Origin of the sequence: Kitasatospora sp. NPDC058184, from assembly GCF_042883725.1 — a bacterium.
Classification (GTDB): domain Bacteria; phylum Actinomycetota; class Actinomycetes; order Streptomycetales; family Streptomycetaceae; genus Kitasatospora.
Genome location: NZ_JBHVVE010000028.1, coordinates 75,268 through 100,625, shown reverse-complemented (window position 1 = coordinate 100,625; position 25,358 = coordinate 75,268). Strand labels below are relative to the sequence as shown.

The following is a 25,358-nucleotide window of genomic DNA, read 5'->3' as shown; positions in this document are numbered from 1 at the left end:
TCCGCTCTGCTGACGGTTCGTCGGTTGCGGTCCGACTCTATGCCAGCGCGCGGCCCGTCCGGGCTGCGCCGAACGGCTGGCCGACCCGGCCGGGGGCGGCGCGGCGGCCCGATCGGCCGTACCCGCACGGGTACGGTGCGGCGGGGCCGACCGGCCCCTGCTCGCCGCGCGGATGGGAGAACGCATGCCTGGGACCCGGCACTTCGGAGGCGGCGGGATCCGAACGGGAAGGCCTGCGGGCGCGGGCCGGTGGCTGGCGGCCGCCCTGCTCGTCCCGGTCCTCGCGGCCTGCGGCGGCGGTGGCGGATCCGGGTCGGCCGGCGCCACCCGGAACGGCCAGAACGGCCAGAACAGCGGCTCGGGCCTGCCGGACGACCAGCGGACCAAGGACGAGGGGGACCAGGGCGGGTTCCGGACCGCGGGCGAGCCCTCGGCGAGCGTCCAGGGCATCGACAACAGGGCCCGGATCACCCTGTCCTTCCCGTCGAAGACCAGTTTCACGGCCGTGATCAGCAAGGTCGCCGAGTGCGGCAGCACGTCCTACGCCACCCCCGCCTCGCAGCAGGTACAGGTGACCGACGGCAAGACCGAGCTGGTCGATTTCCGGCTCCCGCAGTGGAAGCCCGGGACCAAGGACCGGACCGTCTGCCTCACGGTGACGGCCGACGACTCCTCCAAGCGGATCGAGGCCGCGGGCTCGGTGGTCGTCGTCAGCCCCGACGACGGGGCGACCACCGGCAACGGCGCGACCCCGAGTTACGGGTCGAGCCCGTCCAGCGGCGCCGGGAGCACCCCCTGAGACCTGCCGAGGAGGAACCCCCGGACGGGCAGCGGCAGCCGCAGCCGCGCTCCTGGGCCGACTGGCTCACCAGGCTCGCCACCTGGATCGCCCCGACCACCCTCCTCACCGCGTTGCTCTTCTTCTTCGGCTACGCCTACACCAGTTCGCTCTACGCCTTCTTCGGCATCGACGCCGGCACGATCGGCTTCGCCACCCAGGACCTGCTGATCCGCAGTTCCCCCGCGCTCTACCTCCCGGCCGGGGTCGCCCTGTGCGGGGCGCTGGTCGGCGCGCTGGGCTACCACCTCGCGACCAGGGCGGCCGGGAAGGGCGGGGCCGGCGCCCGGACGGTGCGCCGGGCCTGTTGGGCGGTCGCCGCACTGGTCGTCCCGCTGCTGGTGCTCGGCCTCCTGGCCGGCTTCGAGGTGTTCGACGCCGGCCCGCTGGGCACCCCGCTGCTGATCGGCGGCGCGCTGCTGCTCGGGGTCCTGGCCCGGATGATGTACGTGCGCGGCACCGGCGCACCGTACCCGCTGACCGGGGAGCGGGCGGCGCTGGGCGTCAGCGTGGCGATCATCGTGCTCTGCTCGTACTGGGCGGTCGGCGACTACGCCCAGCAGAAGGGGACGGCCGACGCCGAGGACCTCGCCCACCACCTCTACCGGCGCCCGGCGGTCGTCCTGGACACCCCCGAACGCCTCCACCTGGGGTGGCCCGGGGTGTGGGAGACGGCGCTGCCGGACGTGGACCAGGGCGCGCGGTTCCGCTACCGCTACGAGGGGCTGCGGCTGCTGGCCCTCTCCGGCGGCCGGATGTTCCTGGTCCCGCGGACCTGGACCTGGGAGACCGGCAACGGGCTGATCCTCCCCTTCGACGCCACCGTCCGGGTCGCCTTCCATCCCGGCTGAGGCCGCCGCGCGGGCTCCGCGCGACCCCCGCCCCGCGCACGGCTGCGCCGCGGTCCGTCCCCCTCGACGGACCGCGGCGCAGCGGCTTCACCGGGCGTCAGCGCGCCCCGGTCACACGGCCTGCCAGAGCGCCGGGACGATCGGCGGCTCCCAGCCGACCTGGGCGGTGTGGCCCTGGAGGCAGCGGTAGCTGACCCCGTTGTAGGTCACCACGTCGCCCGCCTGGTAGGTGGTGCCGGGCGTCCAGGTGCCACCCGGGTTCGGCGAGTCGTTGCCCACCACCAGGGAGAAGCTGGTGCTGTGGGTGGCCGAGCCGGTCCCGGTCAGGGTGATGGTGTAGGTGCCGGTGGCGGTCGAGGCGGCGGTGGCGACGGTGAGCGTCGCCGAGCCGCCGGACTGCACCGAGGACGGGTTGAAGGAGACGGTCACGCCGGCCGGGGCGCCCGAGGCGGTCAGGCTGACCGTCTGGGCCGAGCCGGAGGTGGTCGAGGTGGCGACCGTCGCCGTGGTGGTGTCACCGGGCTTGACGGTGGAGGTGGTCGGGTTCACCGAGAGGGAGAAGTCGTTGGCGGGCGCGGTGCCGCCGACCGAGGTCTTCCAGATGGTGTACGCCACGCCGTCGGCGTTGCGGTTCAGCACCGTCGCGTCGACGTTGCTGGTGGTGTCGCAGGACGAGTGGTAGCAGGAGTCGTAGGAACGCCCCGCCGTGCCGCCCCACTTGGCCGCCTGCGCCGAGGTCTTGGTGGCGTCGGCGCCGGCCGCGTAGCCCGAGGTCGGGATGCCGGCCTGCTGGAAGGAGTAGTCGTCCGAGCGGCCCTGGCCCTCGACGTTCTCCTCCGGCTTGAGGTTCAGCGAGTCCCAGTAGGCCTTCATCGGGGCCGACGCCGCGGAGTTGATGTTGTTGATGAAGTAGCCGGCGTTGGGCGAGCCGACCATGTCGAAGTTGTAGTACGCCTTGATCGCGGAGCGCTGGGCGGAGCTCAGCTGGCCGACGTAGGACTGCGAGCCCTGGAGGCCCTGCTCCTCACCGGTCCACCAGCCGAACCGGACGTGCCGGGTCAGGCTGGGGTTCTGCTGGGCGAGCACGAGCGCGTTCTCCAGCAGGACGGCCGAGCCGGAGCCGTTGTCGTTGATGCCGGGGCCGGCCGAGACGCTGTCCAGGTGGGCGCCGAACATGGTGACCTGGTCGGACGGGCCGCCGGGCCAGTCGGCGATCAGGTTGTTGGACTGGTAGCTGCAGGAGGTGCAGGTCTGCTCGGTGACGTTGTAGCCGGCCGCCTGCAGCTTGGCCTTGATGTACGCGATCGACTGGCTGTGCCCGGCGCTGCCCGCCCGGCGGTGGCCGCCGTTCTGGTTGGCGATGGTGTTCAGCTGGGACAGGTGGGCCTGGACCTTGGCGACGTCGATGTCGGGCGCGGGCCCGCCGGGGTTGCCCCCGCCGCCGACCGTCAGGCCGTACTGGGCGGTGTGGGTGGTGGCGCCGGCGGTGCCGGTGACGGTGATCTGGTAGGTCCCGGCCACGGCCGCCGCGGAGGCGGACAGGGTCAGGGTGGAGGAGGAACCGGCCTGCACCGACGAGGGGTTGAAGCTCGCGGTGACGCCCGCCGGGAGGCCGGAGGCGGTGAGGCCGACGGTCTGCGCGGTGCCGGAGGTGACGGCGGTGCTCACCGTCGACGAGGTCGAGGCGCCGGGCTGGACGGAGCCGGACGCCGGGCCGAGCGACAGCGAGAAGTCGTTGTTGCCGGACGGCGTGCAGGTCGGGTCGCCGCTCTGGGCGGGGACGCTGACGGCGTCCCAGGCGGCCTTGGTGCGGTTGAAGAAGGCGCAGGTGGCGTCGAGGCTCTTGGCGGCGGTCAGGGTGGCCGTGCGGTAGCGCTTGTAGGTCATGCCGCTGGTCTTGAGGAGCATGCCGCCGTAGAAGACCCGGCCGGCGTCCTTGATGCCGATGCCGGTGACGGAGGAGTTGTTGCAGGTGGGGCTGGTGGGCTTGCCGCCGCCGGGGTTGGAGCCCTCGGCCAGCAGGTAGAACCAGTGGTTGAGCGGGCCGGCCGCCGCGTGCTCCTCGGTCTGCGGGATCGACGCCGAGTAGCAGTTCGGGTCGTTGTTGACGAGCGAGGGGTTGTACATGTTGCGGATCGGGCCCTGGCCGACCAGGTTGATCATCTCGCCGACGGTGTAGTCCGGGGAGTCGTACGGGGCGGGCTCGTTGGCGTACGACTCGGTCAGCGCGCCCATGATGTCGCCGGTGGCCTCGCCCAGGCCGGACTCGTTGTTGGCGCCGCCCGGGGTGTACTGGTCGATGCCGTGGCCGAACTCGTGGCCGACCACGTCGATCGCCGCGATCCACTCGTTGGCCTGGCTGTGGCCGATGGATATCGTGCTGCCGTCCCAGTAGGCGTTGACGTCGTTGAGGCCGACCTTGACCGGCCAGCTGCCGCCGTTGCCGTTGTGCCCGTTGCGACCGAGCCAGTCGCGGAGCATGTCCCATTCCTTCTGGGCCGCGAACATCGCGTCGCCGCAGCCGGTCTCCTTGGTCGACGGGCTGCCGTTGCCCCAGGAGTCGCTGGACTTGGAGAAGACCTGCCCGGTGCTGTAGTCGGAACACGACAGGCCGGGCCGGTTCGGGTCGCGCAGCGAGTACGAGCCGCCCGAGCTCGTGGTGCTGATGGTGACCGGCGCGGGGCCGTTCCACTTGCTGTTGATGGTGCCCGCACGGACGTCGTCGTAGCTGTCGAGCACCTCGCCGGTGGCCGCGTCCACGAAGACGTGCAGGGTGCTGGGCGCCGACGCGGTGCGGCCCTTGAGGACGGTCTCCCAGGCGAGCCGACCGGTGCCGTCCTTGACCCGGACGACCAGGCGGGGGGAGTCCGCCGAGTCCACGGTGGCCAGTTTCGTCCGGGCGGTCTTCTCCGCGTCCGCCGCGCTGACCTGCGGGGTGGTCGAGCCGCCGACCGGTCCGGTGGCGGCGGACTGCAGGGCGCGGACCTTGCCCTGGGAGTCGGCGAGGACGACCGCGTCGCCGCCGACCACCGGCAGGCCGTGGTAGCTGCGCTCGTACGAGACGGAGTAGAGGCCGCCGAGCCAGGGCGTGACGGTCTTGCGCTCGTAGGTCTCGCCCGGGCCCTTGGCCAGCGCGTCCAGCCCGGCGTTCGCGGCCGCGTCGGCGGCGTTGACGGCGGCGGCCAGGGCGCTCGGCGGCGCCGAGGAGGGAGAGGGGGTGGGCGCGGCGGTGGCCGGGCCCGCGGCGGCGGCGATCATGCCGGCCAGCACGGTCAGGGTGGTCGCCGTGGTCAGCAACCTGCCTGCGGTGACTCTGCGTTGCATCGAGGCTCCTCGCATGTGGGGGTCCTCGACCGCGGACGGCAGGGGCTGGTGGCACACCGCGGGGCCGTATCAGGGGGACGGCCGTGCGGGCCGTCCGCGCTCGGGTGCCCGAACCCTCACACGACGTCATGCCCAGGTCAATGCCCGGTGCGCGCGGGGCAAGGGGTTGGCAAATTCCGTCAAGCCCGTCGGTCCGGCTTTGCGTCAAGCTGGGCTTTTCTTCAAGTGGTTGAGACCACCTCATGTACGAGGCGGGTGGCCATCGAGTACCGTCCTCCTGATCCGAGTCGTCGGAATCACTGGAATCGTCGACAGGCCCGGCGGCCGGCCGGGGACGACGCGCCCGGGGAGGCAGCCGTGCAGCGGAACCGTGTGGCCCCTGCGGCGGCGGTGCCGGCACCGCCGACCGGCCGGGGGCAGGACGCCTGGCGGGAGTTCGGCGCCCGGCTGCGGCACTGGCGGCGCCGGGCGGGCCTCACCCAGGCGCAGCTCGGCGCCGGGATCGGCTACGACCACACCGCGGTCAGCAAGATCGAGCACGGCGCCCGCCGGGTCACCCCCAGGGTCGCCGACCGGATCGACGACCTCCTCGGCGCCGCCGGGGAGTTGAGCGCCGCCTGTCAGCGCGCGGAGAACGCCGAACTGTGCGACCCGGACGCCATCTCGCCCGCCCTGCTCCGGCCCCCGCTGCCGGGCGGCGCACCGTCCGGCCCGCCCGCCCCGCCCCCGGCGCCCGCTCCGCCGCGACTGCCGGACTACGGGCTGCTCTGTCCGCTGCACGGCGCCGAGGGCTGCGCCGTCCCCGAGCCCGGGGAACTCGCGGCCCTGCACGCCGAGTTCTGCTCCGCCGAGGCGATCGCCGACCCGGCCGCCGCCCGCCCGCTGGACGCCGTCACCGCACACGCCCTGACCGGGCTGCTCGCCGCCCGCCTGCGCTCCGGCGAGACCGGCGACCGCCCGGTCCTGGTCGCGGCCGTCGAGCGCACCCTGCGCGCGGTGCTCGCCAGGCTCGCCACCGCCCCCGCCGGGCAGCGCGGCCCGCTGGTCCGGCTGGCCGCCGAGCACGCCCACGCGGCCGGCGCGCTGCGGATGCAGGACGGCCGCAACGCCACCGCGATGGCCTGCTACGACCGCGCCCTCACCTGGGCCGGGCTGGCCGCGGACCGGGCCACCCAGGTCGGCACGCTCAGCGACATGAGCATCCTGGCCCGGCTGGATGGCGACCCGGTCGCCGCCCTCGGCTACGCCCGCGAGATCGAACGGGCCGCCCCGGACCGGCACTGGGCCGGCGCGATGGGCCGGATCAGCCGGGCCCGGGCGCACGCGCTCACCGGCGACGTGCGGGCGACCGTCCGGCAGATCGACCTGGCCCGGTCGCACCTGGACCACATCGGCGCGGAGGACGAGGTCGACGTGCCCTGGCTCTCCATCGCCTCGATGCGGATGCGGGTCGAGTCCGCGGCGGCGGCCGCGCTGCGCGACCTCGCCGCCGCCACCGACGACCCCCGGCTGGCCCGCCGGGCGCTGGACGCCACCGAGACCGCCCTCGGCCTGCTCGGCCCGGACCAACTGCCCTCCAGCCGTCTGCTCTTCATCGTCCGCGCGGCCGACTGCCACGTCTGCGCGCACGACCCGGCCACGGCCGTCGACCTGCTCGGCCCCGCCCTGGAGGCGACCGGCGCGACCGCGCTGCCCGCGCTGGTCGAGTACGAGCTGCGCGGTCTGCGCGACCGTCTCGCGGCGCACGCGCCCCGTGCCGCACACCGATGGGCGGAGCCGGCCCGCTCCTGATCCGGGGGCGCTCCGGGAGCCGGGGCGCCGGCCGTGGGATTTGGCCGGATCGGTAGCCGCGCGGGGCGGCGCAGAAGGGGCGCACATCAGCGCTCGAAGATCTGCACGACTGTTGTCACACACCGTCAAGTCCCGTTTCTTCTCGACAATGCGCCCCCTTCGCGCCGCACAGACGTCAACTTCGTGCGCGTATAGTCCGCCGATCGGGTCATTCATGGAGTTAACACGTCGAATGACTGTCACGGCGCGCGTCGCCCGCTAGAGTCTCTGACGTTTCCAGTCGTTAGTCCGCGAAGAACGGGGGGCGCGTGCTGTCAGCCATTGCCCGCCGGCTCGCCCATCCGCTGCTGCTCCTGGGTGTGCTGTGCACAGCCGTCGCGACCCTGCACTTCCGCTGGGGGCCGGACCGGGTCTCCCCGCTCTTCCTGATCGCCGTCCTCGTCTACCTGGCGGTCCTGGAGCGGGTGATCCCGTACCGGACCGACTGGCATCCGAGCCGACGTGAACTCGGCTGGTACAGCGTCTACTTCGCGCTGAGCATGGTCGGCGGCGCACTGGCCCAGGGGCTGGTGGCGACGCTGGTGCAGGTGCTCGGCCCGGCCCACCCGGCGCTGCCGTTCGCGGTGGAGATCCCACTCGCGCTGCTGGTCGGCTCGCTCGGCGACTACCTCGTGCACCGCTGGTCCCACCGCAACAGGTGGCTCTGGCGGCTGCACGGGGTGCACCACGTCCCGGACAAGGTGAACGTCGCGAACAACGGCGTGAATCATTTCCTGGACGTGTTCGTCGCGCAGTCCGTGGTGCAACTGTCGCTGGCGCTGATCGGATTCTCGGCGGATTCAGTGTTCGTGGTCGGAATATTCGTCCTGGCTCAGGGGTATTTCGTCCACGCCAACATCGAAGTCCGCATCGGTCCGCTCGGCCACGTCCTGGCCGGGCCGGAACTCCACCGCCTGCACCACAGCACCGACCTCGCCGAAGCCGGCCACTACGCCTCCGACCTCTCGCTCTGGGACCACGTGTTCGGGAGCTTCACCTGGCGGCCCGGCCGAGTGCCGAAGGCCGTCGGCCTCACCGACCCGGCCGCGTTCCCCGCCACCGGCGAACTCGGCGCCACCCTGCTGCACCCCTGGCGCCGGGCGAAGACCACCGAGCAGTCCGTCTGACACCCGGCCCGAGCGGCCGCTCCCACCTGCCCGTGCCCCCGGCGCCACGCCATCACCACCCCGGATTGGATCATGACCTCCTCGCCCTTCGCCGTGCCCCGCGAACGCATCGCGATCACCGGTATCGGCTGCCGCCTGCCGGGACACGCCAACGACCACCGGTCCTACTGGCGCAACCTGATCGAGGGCCGGGACTGTCTCACCGAGACGCCCGCCGACCGCTACGACACCGGCACCCTGGGCAGCAGGGACCGGGCCAAGCCGGGGCGGCTGATCGGCGGCCGGGGCGGCTACATCGACGGCTTCGACACCTTCGACCCGGACTTCTTCGGGATCAGCCCGCGCGAGGCCGAACACATGGACCCGCAGCAGCGCAAGCTCCTGGAGGTCAGCTGGGAGGCCCTGGAGGACGGCGGCCTGCGCCCCGGCGAGCTGGCCGGCCGGGAGGTCGGCGTCTACATGGGCGCCTTCACCCTCGACTGGAAGATCCTCCAGTTCGCCGACCTCGACTTCGCCACCATCGCGGCGCACACCGCCACCGGCACCATGATGACGATGGTGTCCAACCGGATCTCGCACTGCTTCGACTTCCGCGGGCCGAGCGTCTCGATCGACACCGCGTGCAGCTCCTCGCTGGTCGCGGTCCACCTCGCCTGCCAGAGCCTGCTCCGCGGCGAGACCGAACTCGCCCTGGCCGGCGGCGCGTTGCTGCACATGGCGCCGCAGTACACGATCGCCGAGACCAAGGGCGGCTTCCTCTCCGCGGACGGCCGCTCGCGCGCCTTCGACGCCTCCGCGGACGGCTACGTCCGGGCCGAGGGCGTCGGCGTGGTCGTGCTCAAGCGGCTCTCCGACGCGCTGCGCGACGGGGACCCGGTGCACGCCGTCATCCTCGGCACCGGCGTCAACCAGGACGGCCGCACCAACGGCATCACCGTCCCCAGCGCGGACGCCCAGGTCACCCTGATCGAGCGGGTCTGCGCCGAGGCCGGGGTGCTGCCCGGCAGCCTCCAGTACGTCGAGGCGCACGGCACCTCCACCCCGGTCGGCGACCCGATCGAGGCCGCCGCCCTCGGCCGGGTGCTCGGCGTCGGCCGCCGCGCCGGGGACCGCTGCTACGTCGGCTCGGTCAAGACCAACATCGGGCACACCGAGGCGGCGGCCGGCGTCGCCGGGCTGATCAAGACCGCGCTCGCGATCAAGCACCGCCGCATCCCGCCGCACCTCAACCTGGAGCGGCCCAACCCCGGCATCGACCTCGACGCGCTGCCGTTCGAGATCCCGACCGCCCCGGTGGACTGGCCCGAGCACCGGGGCCCGGCCCGGGCCGGCGTCAACTCCTTCGGCTTCGGCGGCACCAACGCCCACGTCCTGCTGGAGGAGCCGCCGCGGCCCGGGCCCGCCGCACCGGTGGCCGAGCCGGCCCGCACGGTGCTGCCGCTGAGCACCAAGGACGCCGCCGGACTGCCCGAACTGGCCGCCGCCGTACGGCAGGAGCTCGCCGGCGGGACGCCCCTCGCCGACGTCGGCCACACCCTGGCGCACCGCCGCCAGCACCTGCCCGAGCGGCTCGGCGTGGTCTACTCAACCCGGGAGGACCTGGACGAGGCGCTGGCCGCGTACGAGCGCGGCGAGGAGCACCCGCGGGTGGTCCAGGGCCACGCCCGGGAACGCCGGCAGCGCCGGCTGGCCTGGGTGTTCACCGGCATGGGCCCGCAGTGGTGGGGCATGGGCCGGGGGCTGTACGAGCACGAGCCGGTCTACCGGGAGGCCGTGCGGGCCGTCGACCGGGAGATCCGCGCGCAGGCCGGCTGGTCGCTGCTGACCGAGCTGGACCGCGACGAGGCGGACTCCCGGATGGCCGAGACCTGGCTGGCCCAGCCCGCCAACTTCGCCGTCCAGGTGGGGCTTTCGGCGCTCTGGCGGAGCCACGGCCTGCGCCCCGACGCGGTGGTCGGCCACAGCACCGGCGAGGTCGCCGCCTTCCACGAGGCCGGGGTCTACGACCTGGCCGACGCCGTCCGGGTGGTACTCGCCCGCAGCCGGCTCCAGCAGCGCCTGGCCGGCACCGGCACCATGCTCGCGGTCGGCCTGCCGGAGGCCGAGGCGGAGCGCCGGATCCGCCCGTACCGCTCCCAGGTCTCGCTCGGCGCGGTCAACAGCCCCTCCGCGGTGACCCTGGCCGGGGACGCCGAGGCCCTCGGCGAACTGGCCGAGGAGCTGCGCCGGCAGGGCGTCTTCGCCCGCCTGCTGGACGTCGAAGTCCCCTACCACAGCGTGCGGATGGACCCGATCCGCGGCGAGCTGGTGGCCGCGCTCGCCGCCATCAAGCCCCAGGCGGCCCGGCTGCCGCTCTACCTCACCGCCCGCGAGGGGCTCGCCCGAGGGCCGGAGCTGGACGGCGAGTACTGGTGGCAGAACGTCCGCAACCCGGTGCGCTTCCGGGCCGCCGTCGAGCGGATGGCCGAGGACGGGCACGGGCTGTTCCTGGAGCTCGGCCCGCACCCGGTGCTCGGCCACGCGATCCGCGAGTGCGCGGAGCAGGCGCACACCCTGCCGTCGATCCGCCGGCAGCAGGACGAGCCCGAGCGCCTCGCCCGCAGCCTCGCCGAACTGCACACCCTCGGCGTCGAGTTGAGCTGGGACGCGCTGCACCCGGCCGGCCGCCCGGTGCCGCTGCCGGCCTACCCGTGGCGGCGCGACCGGTACTGGGTGGAGCCCAAGCCGGTCGAGCAGGTCCGGCTCGGGCGGCTCGACCACCCGCTGCTCGGCCGCCGCACCGCGAGCGCCCAGCCCGGCTGGACCGGCACCCTCGACCCCGAGCGGCTGCCCTACCTGACCGACCACCGGATCGAGGGCCAGGTGGTCTTCCCGGCCGCCGGGTACCTGGAGATGGCCGCCCAGGCCGTCCGCACCCTGACCGGCGGCACCGAGGTGACGCTGGCCGAGATCGAGCTGAACCGGGCGCTGTTCCTCTCCGAGACCGAGCCCGTCCCCGTCCAGCTCGGCTACGCGCCGGAGGACGCCCGCTTCACCATCGCCTCCACCCCGGCCGGCGGCGAGCCGACCGTGCACGCGGGCGGCCGGGTCCGCACCGGCCAGCGCCGCTCCTACGGCCCCGCACCGGACCTGGACGCCCTGCGCGCCCGGGGCCGGCACCTGGACGGCCCGGACTGCTACCGGCAGCTGGCCGAACGCGGCTACGACTACGGCCCCGCCTTCCAGGCCATCGCCGAGGTGTGGGCGGGCCCCGGCGAGGCGCTGGCCCGGATCCGGCCGACCACCCAGCTCGGCCCGGACGCGGCCGACCACCACCTCCACCCGGTGCTGCTGGACGGCTGCTTCCAGACCCTGCTCACCACCCGGCTGGCGGTGCCCGAGGGCGGCAGCGTCCGGCTGCCCGTCTCGATCGCCGAGGTCCGGCTCGACGCGATCGGCGACCGCCCGCTCTGGGTGCACGCCACCGTCACCCGGGACAGCGGCGAGGAACTCGTCGGCGACCTCGCGCTCTACACCGAGGACGGCACCCCGGTCGGCCGGGTCACCGGCTTCCGGGTCGCCGACGTCGCCCAGGCCCCGGCCTCCGTCGGGCTGTCCACCATCGACGGCTGGCTCACCGAGGTCGACTGGGTGGCCGCCGCCGAGGCGCCCCTCGACGAGACCCCCGGCGACCTGCTGCTCTTCGCCGACGAGGGCGGACTCGGCGACCGCCTGGCGGCCCTGGCCGCCGGGCGCGGCACCCGCTGCCACCTGGTCCGGCCCGGAGACGAGTACCGGCACGGGGAGGGGCACTCGACCGTCCGGCCCGACTCCGCCGAGGACGTCCGGCGACTGCTCGCCGACCTCGACCCAGCCTTCGGCACCGTCGTCCACCTCTGGAACCTCGACCAGCCCGCGCTGGCCGCCACCACCGCCGACCGGCTCGGCCCGCTCGCGACCCTCGGCGCCTACTCGCTGATCACCCTCGCCCAGGCCCTGCCCGCCGCCCGCCCGGACGGCCGGCTGCACATCGTCACCCGGGGTACCCAGCCCGCCGCCCCCGGCGACCGGGTCGAACCGCTCGGCGCCCCCGCCTGGGGCATCGGCCGGGTGCTGTGGCAGCAGGAGCTGGTCGCCCAGCGCGGCACCCTGATCGACCTCGACCCGGCCGTCGACGCCGCCGAGCAGGCCGAGGCGCTGCTCGCCGAACTCGCGGCCCGGGACGAGCAGGAGATCGCGCTGCGGGCCGGCGGCCGGCTCACCAGCCGGCTGCGGCAGGCCGAGGGCCTCACCCGCCCGCTGCCGCCGGTCCTCCGCCCCGACGGCAGCTACCTGGTCACCGGCGCCTTCGGCGCGCTCGGCCGACTGCTCTGCCGCACCCTCGTACGGCGCGGCGCCCGGCGGTTGATCCTGGTCGGCCGTACCGCCCTGCCGGAGCGCTCGGAGTGGGCGTACACCGACCCGGACACCCCCGTCGGCGAGCGGATCGCCTTCCTGCGCGAACTCCAGGCGCTCGGCGCCGAACCGCTGCTCGCCCCGGTCGACGTCACCGACGAGGCCGCCCTCGCGGGCTGGCTCGCCGACTACCGGCAGCGCCAACTCCCGCCGATCCGGGGCGTGTTCCACCTCGCCGGGCAGGTCAAGGACACCCTGCTGGCCCAGATGGACCGTCCGGCCTTCGACGCCGGCTACGGCCCCAAGGTGGTCGGCGGCCACCTGCTGCACCGGCTGCTGAGTGACGAACCGCTCGACCACTTCGTGCTGTTCGCCTCCGTGGCCTCGCTGCTCACCACCGCCGGACAGACCAACTACGCGGCCGGCAACGCCTTCCTGGACGCCCTGGCCCACCACCGCAGGGCCGAGGGGCTGCCCGGGCTCAGCCTGGACTGGGGCCCGTGGGCCACCGGCATGATCGAGGAGCTGGGCCTGGTCGCCCACTACCGCGACGCCCGCGGCATGAGCTCGCTGCCGCCGGACGCCGGAACGGCCGTCCTGGAGCGCGTCCTCGGCCAGGACCGCGCCCAGCTGCTGGTCGCCACCGTGGTCGACTGGCCGACCTTCCTCGCCTGGTACCCGGCGCCGCCGCCGCTGGTCGCCGACCTCGCGGCGAGCGCCGCCGAGCAGGCCCCGGCCGAGACCGGCGGCTTCCTGGACGCCTACCGCGCGGCCGACCCGCAGGCCCGCCGGGAGCTGGTCGCCGAGCGGCTGACCGCCGCCGCCGCGGCCGTGCTGCGGATCGCCGCCGAACGGATCGACGCCGACACGAGACTCGGCGCGCACGGCCTGGACTCGCTGCTCGCCATGGAGCTGCGCGCCCGGGTGCACGGCGAACTGGGCGTCGCCCTGCCGGTGGTGGCCCTGCTCAGCAACGGCAGCCTCGGCGACCTGGTCGACCTGCTCACCGAGGGCCTGGCCGAGCGGCTCGCCGCCGCCGGCGGCCCGGCCGAGGCCGAGGTGGAGCTGTACGCCGACGAGTCCCGCTTCCCGCTCACCCACAACCAGCAGGCGCTCTGGTTCCTGCGCCTGCTGCACCCGGACGGCTTCGCGTACAACATCGGCGGCGCCGTGGAGGTCCGCGCGGAGCTCGACCCGGAGCTGATGTTCGGGGCCTTCCGGTTCCTGGTCGCCCGGCACCCCGAGCTGCGCGCCGCCTTCACCGCCGAGGAGGGCCGCCCGGTCCAGCGCATCCGGGAGGAGGTCGAGGCCGACACCGGGCTGTTCGACGTCGAGGGCCGGCCGTGGGAGGAGATCCACGACCTGATCGTCCGTGAGTACCGGCGGCCGTACGACCTCGCCGAGGACCCGCTGGTCCGGCTGCGGCTGTTCCGGCGCGGGCCGGACCGCTGGGTGCTGATGAAGGCCGTCCACCACATCGTCTCGGACGCGATCTCCACCTTCACCTTCATCGAGGAGCTGTTCGAGGTCTACGAGGCGCTGCGCCAGGGCCGCACCCCGGAGCTGCCCCCGGTGCCCGCCCGCTACCTGGACTTCCTCAACCGCCAGAACCGCTTCCTGGCCGGGCCCGAGGCCCGGCGGATGCTCGACTACTGGCGCGGCCACCTGCCGGCCGAGATGCCGGTGCTGGCGCTGCCCACCGACAAGCCGCGCCCGGCCGTGCAGACCCACAACGGCGCCTCCGAGTTCTTCCAGCTGGACGCCGAACTCACAGCCCGGGTGCACGAGTTGGCCCGCGCCAACGGCGCCACCCCGTTCATGGTGCTGCTCAGTGCCTATTACCTGCTGCTGCACCGCTGGTCCGGGCAGCCGGACATCGTGGTCGGCAGCCCGGTCACCGGCCGCACCCAGGAGGAGTTCGCCTCGGTCTACGGCTACTTCGTCAATCCGCTGCCGCTGCACGTGAGCCTGGCCGGGGAGCCGACCGTGGCCGACCTGCTGGCCCGGGTGCGGGAGAGCGTGCTCGGCGGGCTGGACAACCAGGAGTACCCCTTCCCGCTGCTGGTCGAGCAGTTGGGGCTCCAGCACGACCCGAGCCGCTCCGCGGTGTTCCAGGCGATGTTCATCCTGCTCACCCACAAGGTCGCCGTGGAGCGCTTCGGCTACCGCCTGGAGTACATCGAACTCCCGGAGGAGGAAGGCCAGTTCGACCTCACGCTGTCCGCTTACGAGGACCGCGCGGACGGCTGCTTCCACTGCGTCTTCAAGTACAACTCCGACCTCTTCGAGCCCGCCACCGTCCAGCGGCTGGCCGCGCACTACCGCAACCTGCTGGACGCCATGACCCGCGCCGCCGAGGGCGAGCCGGTCGGGCGGCTGCGGATGCTGGGCGAGGCCGAACGGCGGGAGATCCTCACCGGCTTCAGCGGCGCCGAGCGCCGGATCGAGCACGACACCCCGGTGCCGGAGCTGATCGCCAAGGCCGCCGCCGAGCGGCCGGAGGCGGTCGCGGTGGTCGCGCCCGGCCGGGACGGCGTCCGCCGGCTGACCTACGGCGAACTGGACCGGCAGTCCCAGCGCACCGCCGTACGGCTGCGCGAACTCGGCGTCGGCGAGGGCTCGGTGGTCGCGGTCTGCCTGGACAAGTCGCCCGAGCTGATCAGCACCCTGCTGGCGATCTGGCGGGCCGGCGCCGCCTACCTGCCGCTCGACCCCGGGCACCCGGCCGACCGGCTCGCCCACCAGGTCACGGACGCCGGAGCGGCGCTGGTGGTGGTCGACCAGCGGCGCCCGCTCCCGGCCGACCTGCCCGCCACACCGGTCACCCTGGAGGAGCTGGACCGGCCCGTGCTGGGGGGCGCCGTACCGCTGCCCGCCGCCGACCCGGACCGGGCCGCCTACCTGATCCACACCTCGGGCTCCACCGGCCGTCCGAAGGGGGTCCGGGTCGACCACCGCAACCTGGCCGCCGTCACCGCCGGCTGGCGCGCCGAGTACCGGCTGGACACCGAGGTCCGGGTGCACCTCCAGATGGCCGGCACCGCCTTCGACGTCTTCTCCGGCGACCTCGCCCGGGCGCTCAGCACCGGCGGCACCCTCGTCCTGGTCGACCGCGAGCTGCTCTTCGACACCGCCCGGCTGTACCGGGTGATGCGCGAGGAGGCCGTGGACGGCGGCGAGTTCGTGCCCGCCGTGGCCCGCGCGCTGCTGGCCCACTGCGAGCGCGAGGGCCTGCCGCTGGACTTCCTGCGGCTGCTGATCGTCGGCTCCGACTCCTGGAAGGCCGCCGAGCACCAGCGGGTGCGCGCCCTGTGCGGCCCGCGGACCCGGCTGGTCAACTCCTACGGGCTGACCGAGGCCAGCGTCGACAGCACCTACTACGAGGGCGCCACCGACCGGCTGGAACCCGGCCGGATGGTGCCGATCGGCCGCCCGTTCCCGAACAGCGCCGTGTACGTCCTGGACCCGTACGGCGAGCCCGTCCCGGTCGGCGTGCCCGGCGAACTGTGGATCGGCGGCGCGGGCGTCGCGGCCGGCTACCCCAACGACCCGGAGCAGACCGCCCGGCGCTTCGTCACCCTGGACCTCGACGGCACGCCCGCGCGGCTCTACCGCACCGGCGACCTCGGCCACTGGGACGCCGCGGGCACGGTGCACCTGCTCGGCCGGATCGACAACCAGGTCAAGGTCCGCGGCCACCGGATCGAGCTGGGCGAGATCGAGGCCCACCTCACCGCCCGCCCGGAACTCGCCCAGGCCTGCGTGGCCGTCCGCCAGGACACCCGGGGCGAGGCCGTCCTCGCCGCCTACGTGGTGCCCGCCGAGGGCACCGTGCTGGACCGCCGCGAACTGCGCCGCCACCTGGCCGAGCACCTGCCCACCGTGATGATCCCCTCCTACCTCACCGAACTGCCCGCCCTGCCGCTCACCCCGAACGGCAAGGTCGACCTCGCGGCCCTGCCCGAGCCCAAGGCCGACACCGCCGGGGCCCAGCACGAACCGCCCGTCACGCTCTACGAGACCAGCGTCGCCGAGCACTGGCGGAACCTGCTCGGCCTGGACGAAGTCGGCCTCCAGCACGACTTCTTCGAACTCGGCGGCAGCTCGATCCGGCTCATCGAGCTGATCCACCACCTCCAGAGCGAGTTCAACATCAGCATCCCGGTCGGCCTGCTGTTCAAGGTCACCACCCTGCACGGCATGGCCCGCACCGTCGAGCAGATCATCACCGGCGAGGTGGCCGGCGGCGAGCCCTACCTCTGGTTCAACGCCGGAGCGCCCGAGGAGCACACGGTCTTCTGCTTCCCGCCGGCCGGCGGCCACGGGCTGGTCTACCGGCAGCTCGCCGCGCACCTGCCGGAACACCGGATCGCCTCCTTCAACTACCTGACCGGCGACGACAAGACCGCCCGCTACGCGGACCTGGCCGAGGAGCTGCACGCCGCCGGACCGTACGTCCTGCTCGGCTACTCGCTCGGCGGCAACCTCGCCTTCGAGGTGGCCAAGGAGCTGGAGCGGCGCGGACGCACGGTGGCCTCGGTGCTGATGGTGGACGCCTACCGGGTCACCGAGGCCTTCGACCTCGGCGAGGAGCACCTGGCCGTCTTCGAACGCGAACTCCACGAGCACCTCCACCGCCACACCGGCTCGCGGATCGTCGCCCAGGAGACCCTCGAACAGGCCAGGGACTACCTGGAGTTCAGCAGCCGGACGCCCAACACCGGAACGGTCAGGGCCCAGCTGGACGTGGTCTGCGAGCGCGACCGGCTCTCCGTGCACGTGGGCGGCGAACCGGGCTCCTGGCACGGCGCCTCCGCCACGGGCACCGCGGTGTACGTCGGGCACGGCGCCCACGCCGAGATGCTCGACGGGGACTTCGCCGCCCGCAACGCCGAACTGGCGGGCGCCATCCTGGCCGGGGGCACCGCCGATGGCCGCGGCTGACCGCGGGCCGGACTGGTCCGGCAGGGAGCGGGCCGCCGGCGGCCCGCCCCGGGTGATCGTGATCGGGGCCGGCCTGGCCGGCCTCGCCACCGGCTGCTACGCGCAGATGAGCGGCCTGGAGACCCGGATCTTCGAGAAGCACGTGCTGCCCGGCGGCTGCTGCACCGCGTGGTCCCGGCACGGCTACCTGTTCGACTACTGCATCGACTGGCTGATCGGCACCGCCGAGGGCACCGGCGCGCACCAGGTCTGGAGCGAACTCGGCGCCCTGGACGGCAAGTCGGTGACCCGCTTCGACACCTTCAACCGGGTGGTCGACGAACGCGGCCGGGCCGTCACCTTCTACGGCGACCCGGACCGGCTCGAGGCCCACCTGCTGGCCCTCGCACCCGGCGACGCCAAGCCGATCCGGGCCTTCTGCCGCGACCTGCGCCGCTACGCCGCGATGGAGCTGCCCTGGGAGCTCACCCCGCCGCCGCTGCGCACCACGGCGGAACGGCTGCGCACCCTGCGTGCCGTCCTGCCCGCGTTCCGGCTGTTCTGGCGCACCGCGACCACCCCGATGAGCGGCTTCGCCGAGCGCTTCCAGGACCCGCTGCTGCGGCGGGCCTTCCCCAACATGTTCCTCCAGGAGCCCGAGGGCTTCCCGCTGCTGCCGTACCTCTACACCCTGGCGGCCGCCCACAACGGCAACGCGGGCTTCCCCCAGGGCGGTTCGCTCGGGCTGGCGCGCTCGGTCGAGGAGCGCTACACCTCGCTCGGCGGGGTGATCGGCTACCGCTGCCGGGTCGAGCGCGTCCTGATCGAGGACGGGCGCGCGATCGGGGTGGAACTCAAGGACGGCACCCGGCACTTCGCCGACCACGTGGTGGCCGCCTGCGACGGCCCGACGGTGCTCGAACGGCTGCTGGAGGGCCGCTACTCCAGCCCCGCCACCGAGAAGCTGTACGGCGAACTGCTCGACAAGCCGGGCAACCTGTACCCGGCCGTGGTCTCCGCCTTCGTCGGCATCGACGGACCGCTGCCCGAGGGCGAGCCGCACAGCACCACCTACCTGCTGACGCCCGAGGACGGCGAGCGGCTGCCCGGCTCGCTCCAGCGCAGCCTGGTGGTGCAGCTGCGGTCCTCCTACGCGGACGGCTTCGCGCCGCCCGGCAAGTCGGTGCTGCACTGCACCTACTTCAGCGACTACCGCTCCTGGAAGGACCTGCGGACCGGTGACCGCCGGGCCTACCGGGCGCGCAAGCAGGAAGTCGCCTCGTTCGTCCGGGAGTTCCTGGAGCGGACGTACCCCGGGCTCGGCGGGCGGATCGAACTCGTGGACGTCGCCTCGCCGGTGACCACCGAGCGGTTCACCGGCAACACCTACGGCAGCATCCTCGCCTGGCAGGCCTTCTCGGAGGCCGAGGACGCCGCCAACCGGCTGGTCAACAAGGACCGGATGCGGCTGCCCGGGCTGAGCGGCTTCTCCATGGCGGGCCAGTGGACCGCGCTCGGCGGGCTGATCCGGGCCGCCACCAGCGGACGGTTCGCCGCGCAGTACCTCTGCCGGGAGCTCGGCCGGCCGTTCCGGGCCTGGCCCAGCGACAACCGGGAACCCTGGCACGCGGGCAAGTGGGGCCGCCTGCCGCAACTCGACCGCGCCACCGTGGGAGCGCCGGACGTGGGAGTGCCGGAGGCAGGAGTGGCGGAAGTGGGTGTGGCGGAGTGAGCGGGACGACCACCAGCGGCCGGCAGAGCATGGTCATCATCGGCGGCGGGCTCGGCGGGCTCTCCACCGGCTGCTTCGCCCAGATGAACGGCTACCGCACCCGGATCCTGGAGATGCACGAGATCCCCGGCGGCTGCTGCACCGGCTGGGACCGGGGCGAGTTCACCTTCGACTGCTGCATCAGCTGGCTGCTGGGCAGCGGTCCGGGCAACGAGATGCACCAGATCTGGCTCGAACTCGGCGCACTGCAGGGCAAGCGGATGCGCAACTTCGACGTCTTCAACGTGGTGCGCACCCGGGACGGCCGGGCGGTCTACTTCTACTCCGACCCGGACCGGCTGGAGGCCCACCTGCTGGACCTGGCCCCGGAGGACGCCCGGCAGATCCGGCAGTTCTGCGCCGGGCTGCGCAAGTTCCGCCTGGCGCTGGCCCGTTACCCCTTCCTCAAGCCGGTCGGGCTGATGGGGCGGTGGGAGCGGACGCGGATGCTGGCCTCCTTCCTGCCGTACTTCAACGTGATCCGGCGCTCGATCACGGTGCTGATGAGCGACTACTCGGCGAAGTTCCGCAGCCCGCTGCTGCGCGAGGCGTTCAACTTCATCCTGTACGAGAAGCACCCCAACTTCCCGGTGCTGCCCAACTACTTCCAACTCGCCTGCCACGCCGGGCAGTCGGCCGGGGTGCCGGAGGGCGGCTCGCTGGGGCTGGCCACCTCGATCGAGCAGCGCTACCGGCGGCTGGGCGGCGAGATCACGTACAACACCAAGGTGACCGGGATCCTGATCGAGGACGACCGGGCGGTGGGGGTGCGGCTGAGCGACGGCCAGGAGGTGCGGGCGGACATCGTGGTGGCCGCCTGCGACGGCCGGACGACCATGATGGACCTGCTCAAGGGCCGCTACCTGAGCGACACCTACCGCCGGCTGTACACCCAGACCATCACCGAGCCGGGCATGGTCTTCCCCGGCTACGTGACCGTCTTCCTCGGCCTGCGCCGGCCCTTCCCGGCCGGGGACCCGTGCACCACCTACCTGCTGGAGGACGAGGTCGCCGAGCGGCTCACCGGCATCCGGCACCCGAGCATCAACGTCCAGTTCCGCAGCCGCCACTACCCGGAGCTGTCGCCCGCCGACACCACCGTGGTGTACGCCAGCTACTTCTGTGACATCGCGCCCTGGCGGGAGCTGAGCACCGGGCCGGAGCAGGAGCCCCGGGTGCGGCGCGGCGAGGAACTGCACACCCTGCCGGTCGGCCGGGGGCGGGAGTACCAGCGGGCGAAGCGCCGGGTGCGCGACACCATCGTCGAGTACCTGGACGGCCACCACCCCGGGCTGCGGGACGCGGTGGCGGTCAAGGACGTCTCCACCCCGCTCACCCAGGTCCGCTACACCGGGAACTACAACGGGACGGTGCTGGGCTGGCAGCCCTTCGTGGAGAGCGGCGAGACCCTGGAGGAGGAGGTCAAGCGCAACGGCCCGGGGCTGCCCGGCCTCGCGAACTTCTACCTCTCCGGGGTCTGGGCGACGACCGGCGGGCTGATCCGGGCGGCGGCGGCCGGCCGGCACGTCGTCCAGTTCATCTGCCGGGACGACGGCAGGCCCTTCAGGGCCGAGGTGGACGACAGCGCACCGCCGCCCACCCTGCTCATCGAACCGGTCGGCCCCGCCGACCGCCAGTTTGGAGTCACCTCGTGAGGATCGAGAAGTGGGTCGTGCGGGAGCACGTGGACGGCGTGCCGGACGTCGAGCGGATGTACCGGAAGGTCGTGGAGGAGGTGGACGTCCGGCTCGCGGTGGACGAGATGCTGCTGCGCACCCGGTACGTCTCGGTCGACCCGTACCTCCAGGGCATCGCGCTGGACACGCCGATCGGCGACCACATGGGCGCGGACTCGATCATGGAGGTGGTGGAGGCCGGGCCCGCCGCGCGCTTCGGCGTCGGCGACCTGGTGCAGGGCTTCGGCGGCTGGCGCACCCACCTGGTCAGCACCGGCGCGCCGAGCTTCTGGCAGACCGGGACCTTCCCGATGGTCTTCCCGGCCTTCCGCCGGCTGGACCCCGCCGACTACGGCGATGACCTGCCGCTGACCACCGCGCTCGGCATCCTGGGCGGGCCCGGGATGACGGCCTGGGGGACGGTGGAGAAGTTCCTCGACGTGCGCCCCGGGTCGACGGTGCTGGTCAGCGGGGCCTCCGGGGCGGTCGGCTCGCTGGTCGGGCAGCTGGCCAGGCACCGGGGCGCCCGGGTGATCGGCACCACGGCCTCGCCGGAGAAGGCGGAGCGGCTGTGGGAGCTGGGCTTCGAGGGGGTGCTGCTGTACCGCGACGGCGACGCGCCGGAGCGGCTGCGGAAGGAGTTGGCCGAGCTGGCGCCGGAGGGCATCGACCGGTACTTCGACAGTCTCGGCGGGGCGCTCACCGACGTGGTCTTCGGGATGCTCGCGGTGGAGAGCCGGGTGGCCGTCTGCTGGCAGTGGGGGAGCCAGGTCGGCGGGGACTGGGCGGGGCCGCGGCTGCTGCCGATGATCATGTTCCCGCGCACCACGATCCGCGGCATCTTCTCGCTGGAGTGGTTCACCGAGGAGAACTGGGCCGCGCTGCGGCGGGACCTCGGCGCACTGGTCCGTAGCGGGGAGCTGGCGTACCAGGAGACGCTGCACCGGGGGTTCGACAGCATCCCGGCGGCCTACCGCGGCCTCTACCTGGACCGTTCGGCGAACCGGGGGAAGGTGCTGGTCGAGCTCTGAGCGGACGGACGTGCGGCAGGGCCCTTCGGCGGATGTGCCGAAGGGCCCTGGCGAGCGGTCAGCCCAGGGTGAACCAGGTGCTGCGGGACTTCTTCCACTCGGGGTGGGTGAGGTCCTTGGCGGCGGTGCCGTCGTTGTAGAGGTCGGCGGAGCCGTCGTCGGTGATCAGCTGGGCGCGGGCGCCGGGGGCGTCCAGGTCCGGGACGTCCGTGACGGCCTCCCAGGCGCCGTAGTCGCTGGTCGGCAGGTCGATCAGCTTGGTCGGCTTGGAACCGGGCTGCCCGTTCCAGCGGTAGAGCGCGTACGGGGCGGAGTTGTCCTCGGCGGACCAGGAGCCGGCCACGATCAGGTACTGGCCGAGGTCGTTGCGGCGGATGTCGCGGACGGACAGCCCGCCGAGGTCCAGCTCGACCGGGTCGCCGAAGGTCGCGTGCGCGGCCGAACCGTTCACCAGGGACGGGAGGTTGGTGACCGGGACGAGTAGCGCCCGGCCGCCGGTGACGGCCGGGGTGAGCGGCGCGCGGAAGCCGATGTAGGCGGTGCTGGTGCTGCCGGGGGCGAACTCCAGGCCCTCGACGTTGAAGCCGTCGATCTGCTTGGGCGCCTGGCCGTCGGCGGCACCGGCCGCGAAGCCGTAGCGCTTGCCGTGGGCGTCGTCCCAGGAGATCAGGTCGTCGCGCAGGCCGTGGTACGAGCCGGCCAGGGACAGCTGGGTGTCGGCGCCGGAACCGGTGACGGTGGTGGCGAAGACGGTGTGCCGGTCGGGCTTGACCACGCCGTCCTTGTTGTTGCCGAGCGAGCCGGTCCAGTAGATGGTGTTGCCGACCCGGGTGGCGGCCTCGATGTCGATCTCCTTGGAGACGCCGAGGGCCGAGCTGAAGTCCCAGGTGCGGACCGGCGCACCGGAGTTGTCGCGGTCGTACAGGCGCAGGGTGTTGGACTCGTCGTCGCCGACCACGATGAAGCCGCCGCCCGCGTCCACGGCCGCCGAGGCGTCGCTGGAGCCGGTCAGGTAGCGGCTGGTCGCCGAGGACTGGACGGCGGGGGAGGCGGCGTAGTGCAGGGTGCGGGTGGCGCTCTTGCCGCCGAGGCCGGTGACCTTGATGGTGAGGTCGGCGTAGCCGACGCCCTGGGCGGCGACCGCCAGGGTGCGGGCGCCGCCGGTGCCGCTCACCGTCACGTCGCCGGTGCGGGCGACGGCGCTGCGGGTGGTCGCCGAGGCGGCGACGGTCAGCGCCGAGGCCGCGGCGCCGGACTGGGCGACCGTCACCGTCACGGTCGGGTCGCCGGTGGCGCCGACGGCGCCGGACAGGTACCCGGCCGAGAAGGTGATCGTCGGGGTGCCGTACGAGGCGGCGCCCGCCGGGAGGGCGGGCAGGGCGAGCACGGGCACCGCCGCGACGGCGACGGCGAGCGGCAGCAGGCGGCGGAGGGAACGCGACACGGTGGCTACCCTTCGGCAGGAGGCGGGAGTTGACGGAGGGTGCAAGCCTGCTGGCGCTCGGCGAACACCGACCCTACGGCGACCTTACGAGCAGGGACGGGCAGGCGAACAGCACGCCTCGCGGCGGTGAAGCACCGTGCGTTCAGCCGGTGATGCCGGCCGCCCGCAGGCGGCGCTCGACCGCGTCCCAGGCGGGGGCGACCGGCTCGGTCCTGCGGGTGCCGACGCCCTTGTCCTTGAAGCCGCTGGAGGTCGACACGCAGACCACCGGGCCGTCGGAGAGGTCCGGCTCGCCGAGGCTGCGCAGCCCGGCCAGACCGGCCGCCGCGGACAGCTCAGTCCACAGCCCCGCCCGGGCCAGCTCCCGCTGGGCGTCGGCGAGTTGGCCGTCGTCCAGGGTCAGCGCCCGGCCGCCGCTCGAGCGGACCGCGAGCACGCCCCGGTAGCCGCTGACCGGGGAGGTGATCGAGTAGGCGTCGCTCGGGCCGACCGTCACATGGGTGGCGGGCAGGCCGTCGGCGATCGCCCGGGCGAGCGGACCGGAGGCGGCCGTCTCGCAGGAGTGGATGCGCGGCACCCCGGCGGTCAGGCCCAGCCGGTGCAGCTCGACGAACCCCTTCCAGACGCCGAACAGCAGCTCGCCGTAGCCGGTCGGGACGAAGACCGCGCTCGGCAGGCCGACGTCCTGGAAGATCTCGTACGCGACGGTCTTGTAGCCCTCGGGGCCGTACGCGTGCCCGGTGTGGGTGGTGGTCAGGTTGCTGACCGGGTGCAGGCCCAGCCGGTCCACCACCTGGCGCAGCAGCGGCCAGCGGGCCTCCCACGGCACCGGGAGCACCACCGCGCCGTAGGCGTTGAGGAAGGCGTCGACGTTCGGCGGCGTGTCCGGGCCGGTGAACACCACGCAGCGCAGCCCGGCGCGGGCGGCGTAGGCGGCGGCCGAGGCGCCGTGGTTGCCGGAGGAGGCGACCGCGAGGCCCGGCGCGCCGGCGCCCACGGCGGCGCTGGTGGTGCAGCGGTTCAGCCGGTCCTTGTGGCTCCAGGTGGGGTTGCGGGACTCGTCCTTGACGTACACCCCGGGCGAGACCTCCACCAGCGGGGTGGCGCCCTCGCCCAGGCCCGGCGCGAGCAGCGGCGGCAGCAGCGGGGCCCAGCGCTCCAGGCCGCCGCGCACCGGGGCGGGGGCGAACAGGCCCGCCGGGTCGGCCTTGTCGTAGGCGTAGTCGACCTCGACGGGGTAGGAGACGTCCTCGGTGCTGGTGCGCGGGCAGCCGGCGGTGAGCGGGGGCCAGAGCGGGTAGTCGAGGGCGGGGTCGCCGAGGGAGCGCTGGCCGGTCGCGAGGGAGTCTTCTGTTGGCATGCCAGGAGACTAGCCGGGCGGCCGCCCCGCGGTCCGGCGGTTCGGCGGGCCGCGGCGCGAACCCGTTCGTGGGGGACCGGTTCCGGCTGTTCCGGGCGTTCCGGGCCCGTTCCGGGCGGGGCGGGTCCGGATCAGGCGCTCTGGCGGACCGCGGAGATGTCGAACTCCAGGACGACCTTGTCGCCGACCAGGACGCCGCCGCCCTCCAGCGCCGCGTTCCAGGTGACGCCGTACTCCTTGCGGCTGATGGTGACCGAGCCCTCCAGGCCCACCCGGAGGTTGCCGTACGGGTCGACGGCGTTGCCGGTGTACTCGAAGTCGATGGTGACCGGGCGGGTGGTGTCCTTGATGGTGAGGTCGCCGGTGACCCGGAAGTCGCTGTCGGAGCGCGCCTCGACCGCGGTGGAGCGGAAGGTGATGTCGGGGAACGTGGGGGCGTCCAGGAAGTCGTTGGTGCGCAGGTGCTGGTCGCGCTGCTCCACGCCGGTGTCGATGCTCTCGGCCTTGATCACCACCTGGCCGGAGGAACGGGACGGGTCGGCGCCGTCCAGGTGGGCGGTGCCCTCGAACTGGTGGAACGCGCCCCGGACCTTGGTCACCATGGCGTGGCGGGCGACGAAGCCGATCCGGGTGTGGGTGGGGTCGAGGACGTAGTCGCCGGTGAGTTCGGAGAGGTTGGCGGTCATGGTCGGCATGCCTCCTGGTGCGGGTCCCGGGTCTCGGCCCGGGGCTGGTCGGGCGGTCCCCGGACCACGCTAGGGGCAGATCCCGCGGGCCGCGCGCCGGGCTGGGCCTAAGTGGGGCACGGG

The 25,358-nt window shown here is 73.7% G+C and carries 12 protein-coding genes; 8 read left to right on the top strand and 4 right to left on the bottom strand.

Features of this window, described 5'->3' with window-relative positions; translation table 11 throughout:
• The first annotated feature begins 184 nt into the window (after positions 1 to 184).
• Both ACFVXH_RS35895 and ACFVXH_RS35890 read left to right on the top strand, forming a co-directional pair.
• Positions 185 to 799, top strand: a complete 615-nt coding sequence (locus ACFVXH_RS35895) for a hypothetical protein (RefSeq protein WP_387830287.1) — start codon at positions 185 to 187, stop codon at positions 797 to 799.
• 113 nt (positions 800 to 912) lie between these two features.
• On the top strand, positions 913 to 1,689 hold the full coding sequence (locus ACFVXH_RS35890; RefSeq protein WP_387830285.1) for a hypothetical protein: 777 nt from the start codon (positions 913 to 915) through the stop codon (positions 1,687 to 1,689).
• Between the two features lie 111 nt (positions 1,690 to 1,800).
• Here the strand turns inward: ACFVXH_RS35890 and ACFVXH_RS35885 are convergent, their stop codons facing one another.
• Positions 1,801 to 5,013, bottom strand: coding sequence for a M28 family peptidase (locus tag ACFVXH_RS35885; RefSeq protein WP_387830283.1), 3,213 nt, complete (start codon positions 5,011 to 5,013; stop codon positions 1,801 to 1,803).
• Positions 5,014 to 5,370: 357 nt separating this feature from the next.
• Between ACFVXH_RS35885 and ACFVXH_RS35880 the strand changes: the two genes are divergently transcribed.
• The 6 genes from ACFVXH_RS35880 (at position 5,371) to ACFVXH_RS35855 (ending at position 21,745) form a co-directional block, all read left to right on the top strand.
• Positions 5,371 to 6,804, top strand: a complete 1,434-nt coding sequence (locus ACFVXH_RS35880; RefSeq protein WP_387830280.1) for a helix-turn-helix domain-containing protein — start codon at positions 5,371 to 5,373, stop codon at positions 6,802 to 6,804.
• 308 nt (positions 6,805 to 7,112) lie between these two features.
• Complete coding sequence (locus ACFVXH_RS35875; protein ID WP_234348325.1) at positions 7,113 to 7,970, top strand: sterol desaturase family protein; 858 nt, start codon at positions 7,113 to 7,115, stop codon at positions 7,968 to 7,970.
• 72 nt (positions 7,971 to 8,042) lie between these two features.
• Entirely contained in the window at positions 8,043 to 17,288 is a 9,246-nt protein-coding gene (locus tag ACFVXH_RS35870; RefSeq protein WP_387830278.1) for an amino acid adenylation domain-containing protein, read from the top strand.
• Complete coding sequence (locus ACFVXH_RS35865; protein WP_387830275.1) at positions 17,275 to 18,999, top strand: phytoene desaturase family protein; 1,725 nt, start codon at positions 17,275 to 17,277, stop codon at positions 18,997 to 18,999. Before ACFVXH_RS35870 ends, ACFVXH_RS35865 begins: the two co-directional genes overlap by 14 nt.
• 29 nt (positions 19,000 to 19,028) lie before the next feature.
• A complete protein-coding gene (locus ACFVXH_RS35860) occupies positions 19,029 to 20,693 on the top strand; it encodes a phytoene desaturase family protein (protein WP_375875498.1) in 1,665 nt (554 codons plus the stop codon).
• Complete coding sequence (locus ACFVXH_RS35855; RefSeq protein ID WP_375875491.1) at positions 20,690 to 21,745, top strand: MDR family NADP-dependent oxidoreductase; 1,056 nt, start codon at positions 20,690 to 20,692, stop codon at positions 21,743 to 21,745. Before ACFVXH_RS35860 ends, ACFVXH_RS35855 begins: the two co-directional genes overlap by 4 nt.
• 58 nt (positions 21,746 to 21,803) lie before the next feature.
• Here the strand turns inward: ACFVXH_RS35855 and ACFVXH_RS35850 are convergent, their stop codons facing one another.
• The 3 genes from ACFVXH_RS35850 to ACFVXH_RS35840 form a co-directional block, all read right to left on the bottom strand.
• A complete protein-coding gene (locus ACFVXH_RS35850; protein WP_387830272.1) occupies positions 21,804 to 23,189 on the bottom strand; it encodes a hypothetical protein in 1,386 nt (461 codons plus the stop codon).
• A gap of 142 nt (positions 23,190 to 23,331) precedes the next feature.
• Positions 23,332 to 24,549 carry a pyridoxal-phosphate dependent enzyme gene (locus tag ACFVXH_RS35845; protein ID WP_387830269.1) on the bottom strand — a complete coding sequence of 406 codons (1,218 nt, stop codon included), beginning with the start codon at positions 24,547 to 24,549 and terminating at the stop codon, positions 23,332 to 23,334.
• 131 nt (positions 24,550 to 24,680) lie between these two features.
• Positions 24,681 to 25,235 carry a YceI family protein gene (locus tag ACFVXH_RS35840; protein ID WP_074005987.1) on the bottom strand — a complete coding sequence of 185 codons (555 nt, stop codon included), beginning with the start codon at positions 25,233 to 25,235 and terminating at the stop codon, positions 24,681 to 24,683.
• Between the last annotated feature and the right edge of the window lie 123 nt (positions 25,236 to 25,358).

Excerpts from the sequence above, each read along its gene's own strand:
- ACFVXH_RS35895 (WP_387830287.1), top strand. The coding sequence starts at position 185 with ATGCCTGGGACCCGGCACTTCGGAGGCGGCGGGATCCGAACGGGAAGG.
- ACFVXH_RS35885 (WP_387830283.1), bottom strand. The coding sequence starts at position 5,013 with ATGCAACGCAGAGTCACCGCAGGCAGGTTGCTGACCACGGCGACCACC.
- ACFVXH_RS35870 (WP_387830278.1), top strand. The coding sequence starts at position 8,043 with ATGACCTCCTCGCCCTTCGCCGTGCCCCGCGAACGCATCGCGATCACC.
- ACFVXH_RS35865 (WP_387830275.1), top strand. The coding sequence starts at position 17,275 with ATGGCCGCGGCTGACCGCGGGCCGGACTGGTCCGGCAGGGAGCGGGCC.
- ACFVXH_RS35860 (WP_375875498.1), top strand. The coding sequence starts at position 19,029 with ATGGTCATCATCGGCGGCGGGCTCGGCGGGCTCTCCACCGGCTGCTTC.
- ACFVXH_RS35845 (WP_387830269.1), bottom strand. The coding sequence starts at position 24,549 with ATGCCAACAGAAGACTCCCTCGCGACCGGCCAGCGCTCCCTCGGCGAC.
- ACFVXH_RS35840 (WP_074005987.1), bottom strand. The coding sequence starts at position 25,235 with ATGACCGCCAACCTCTCCGAACTCACCGGCGACTACGTCCTCGACCCC.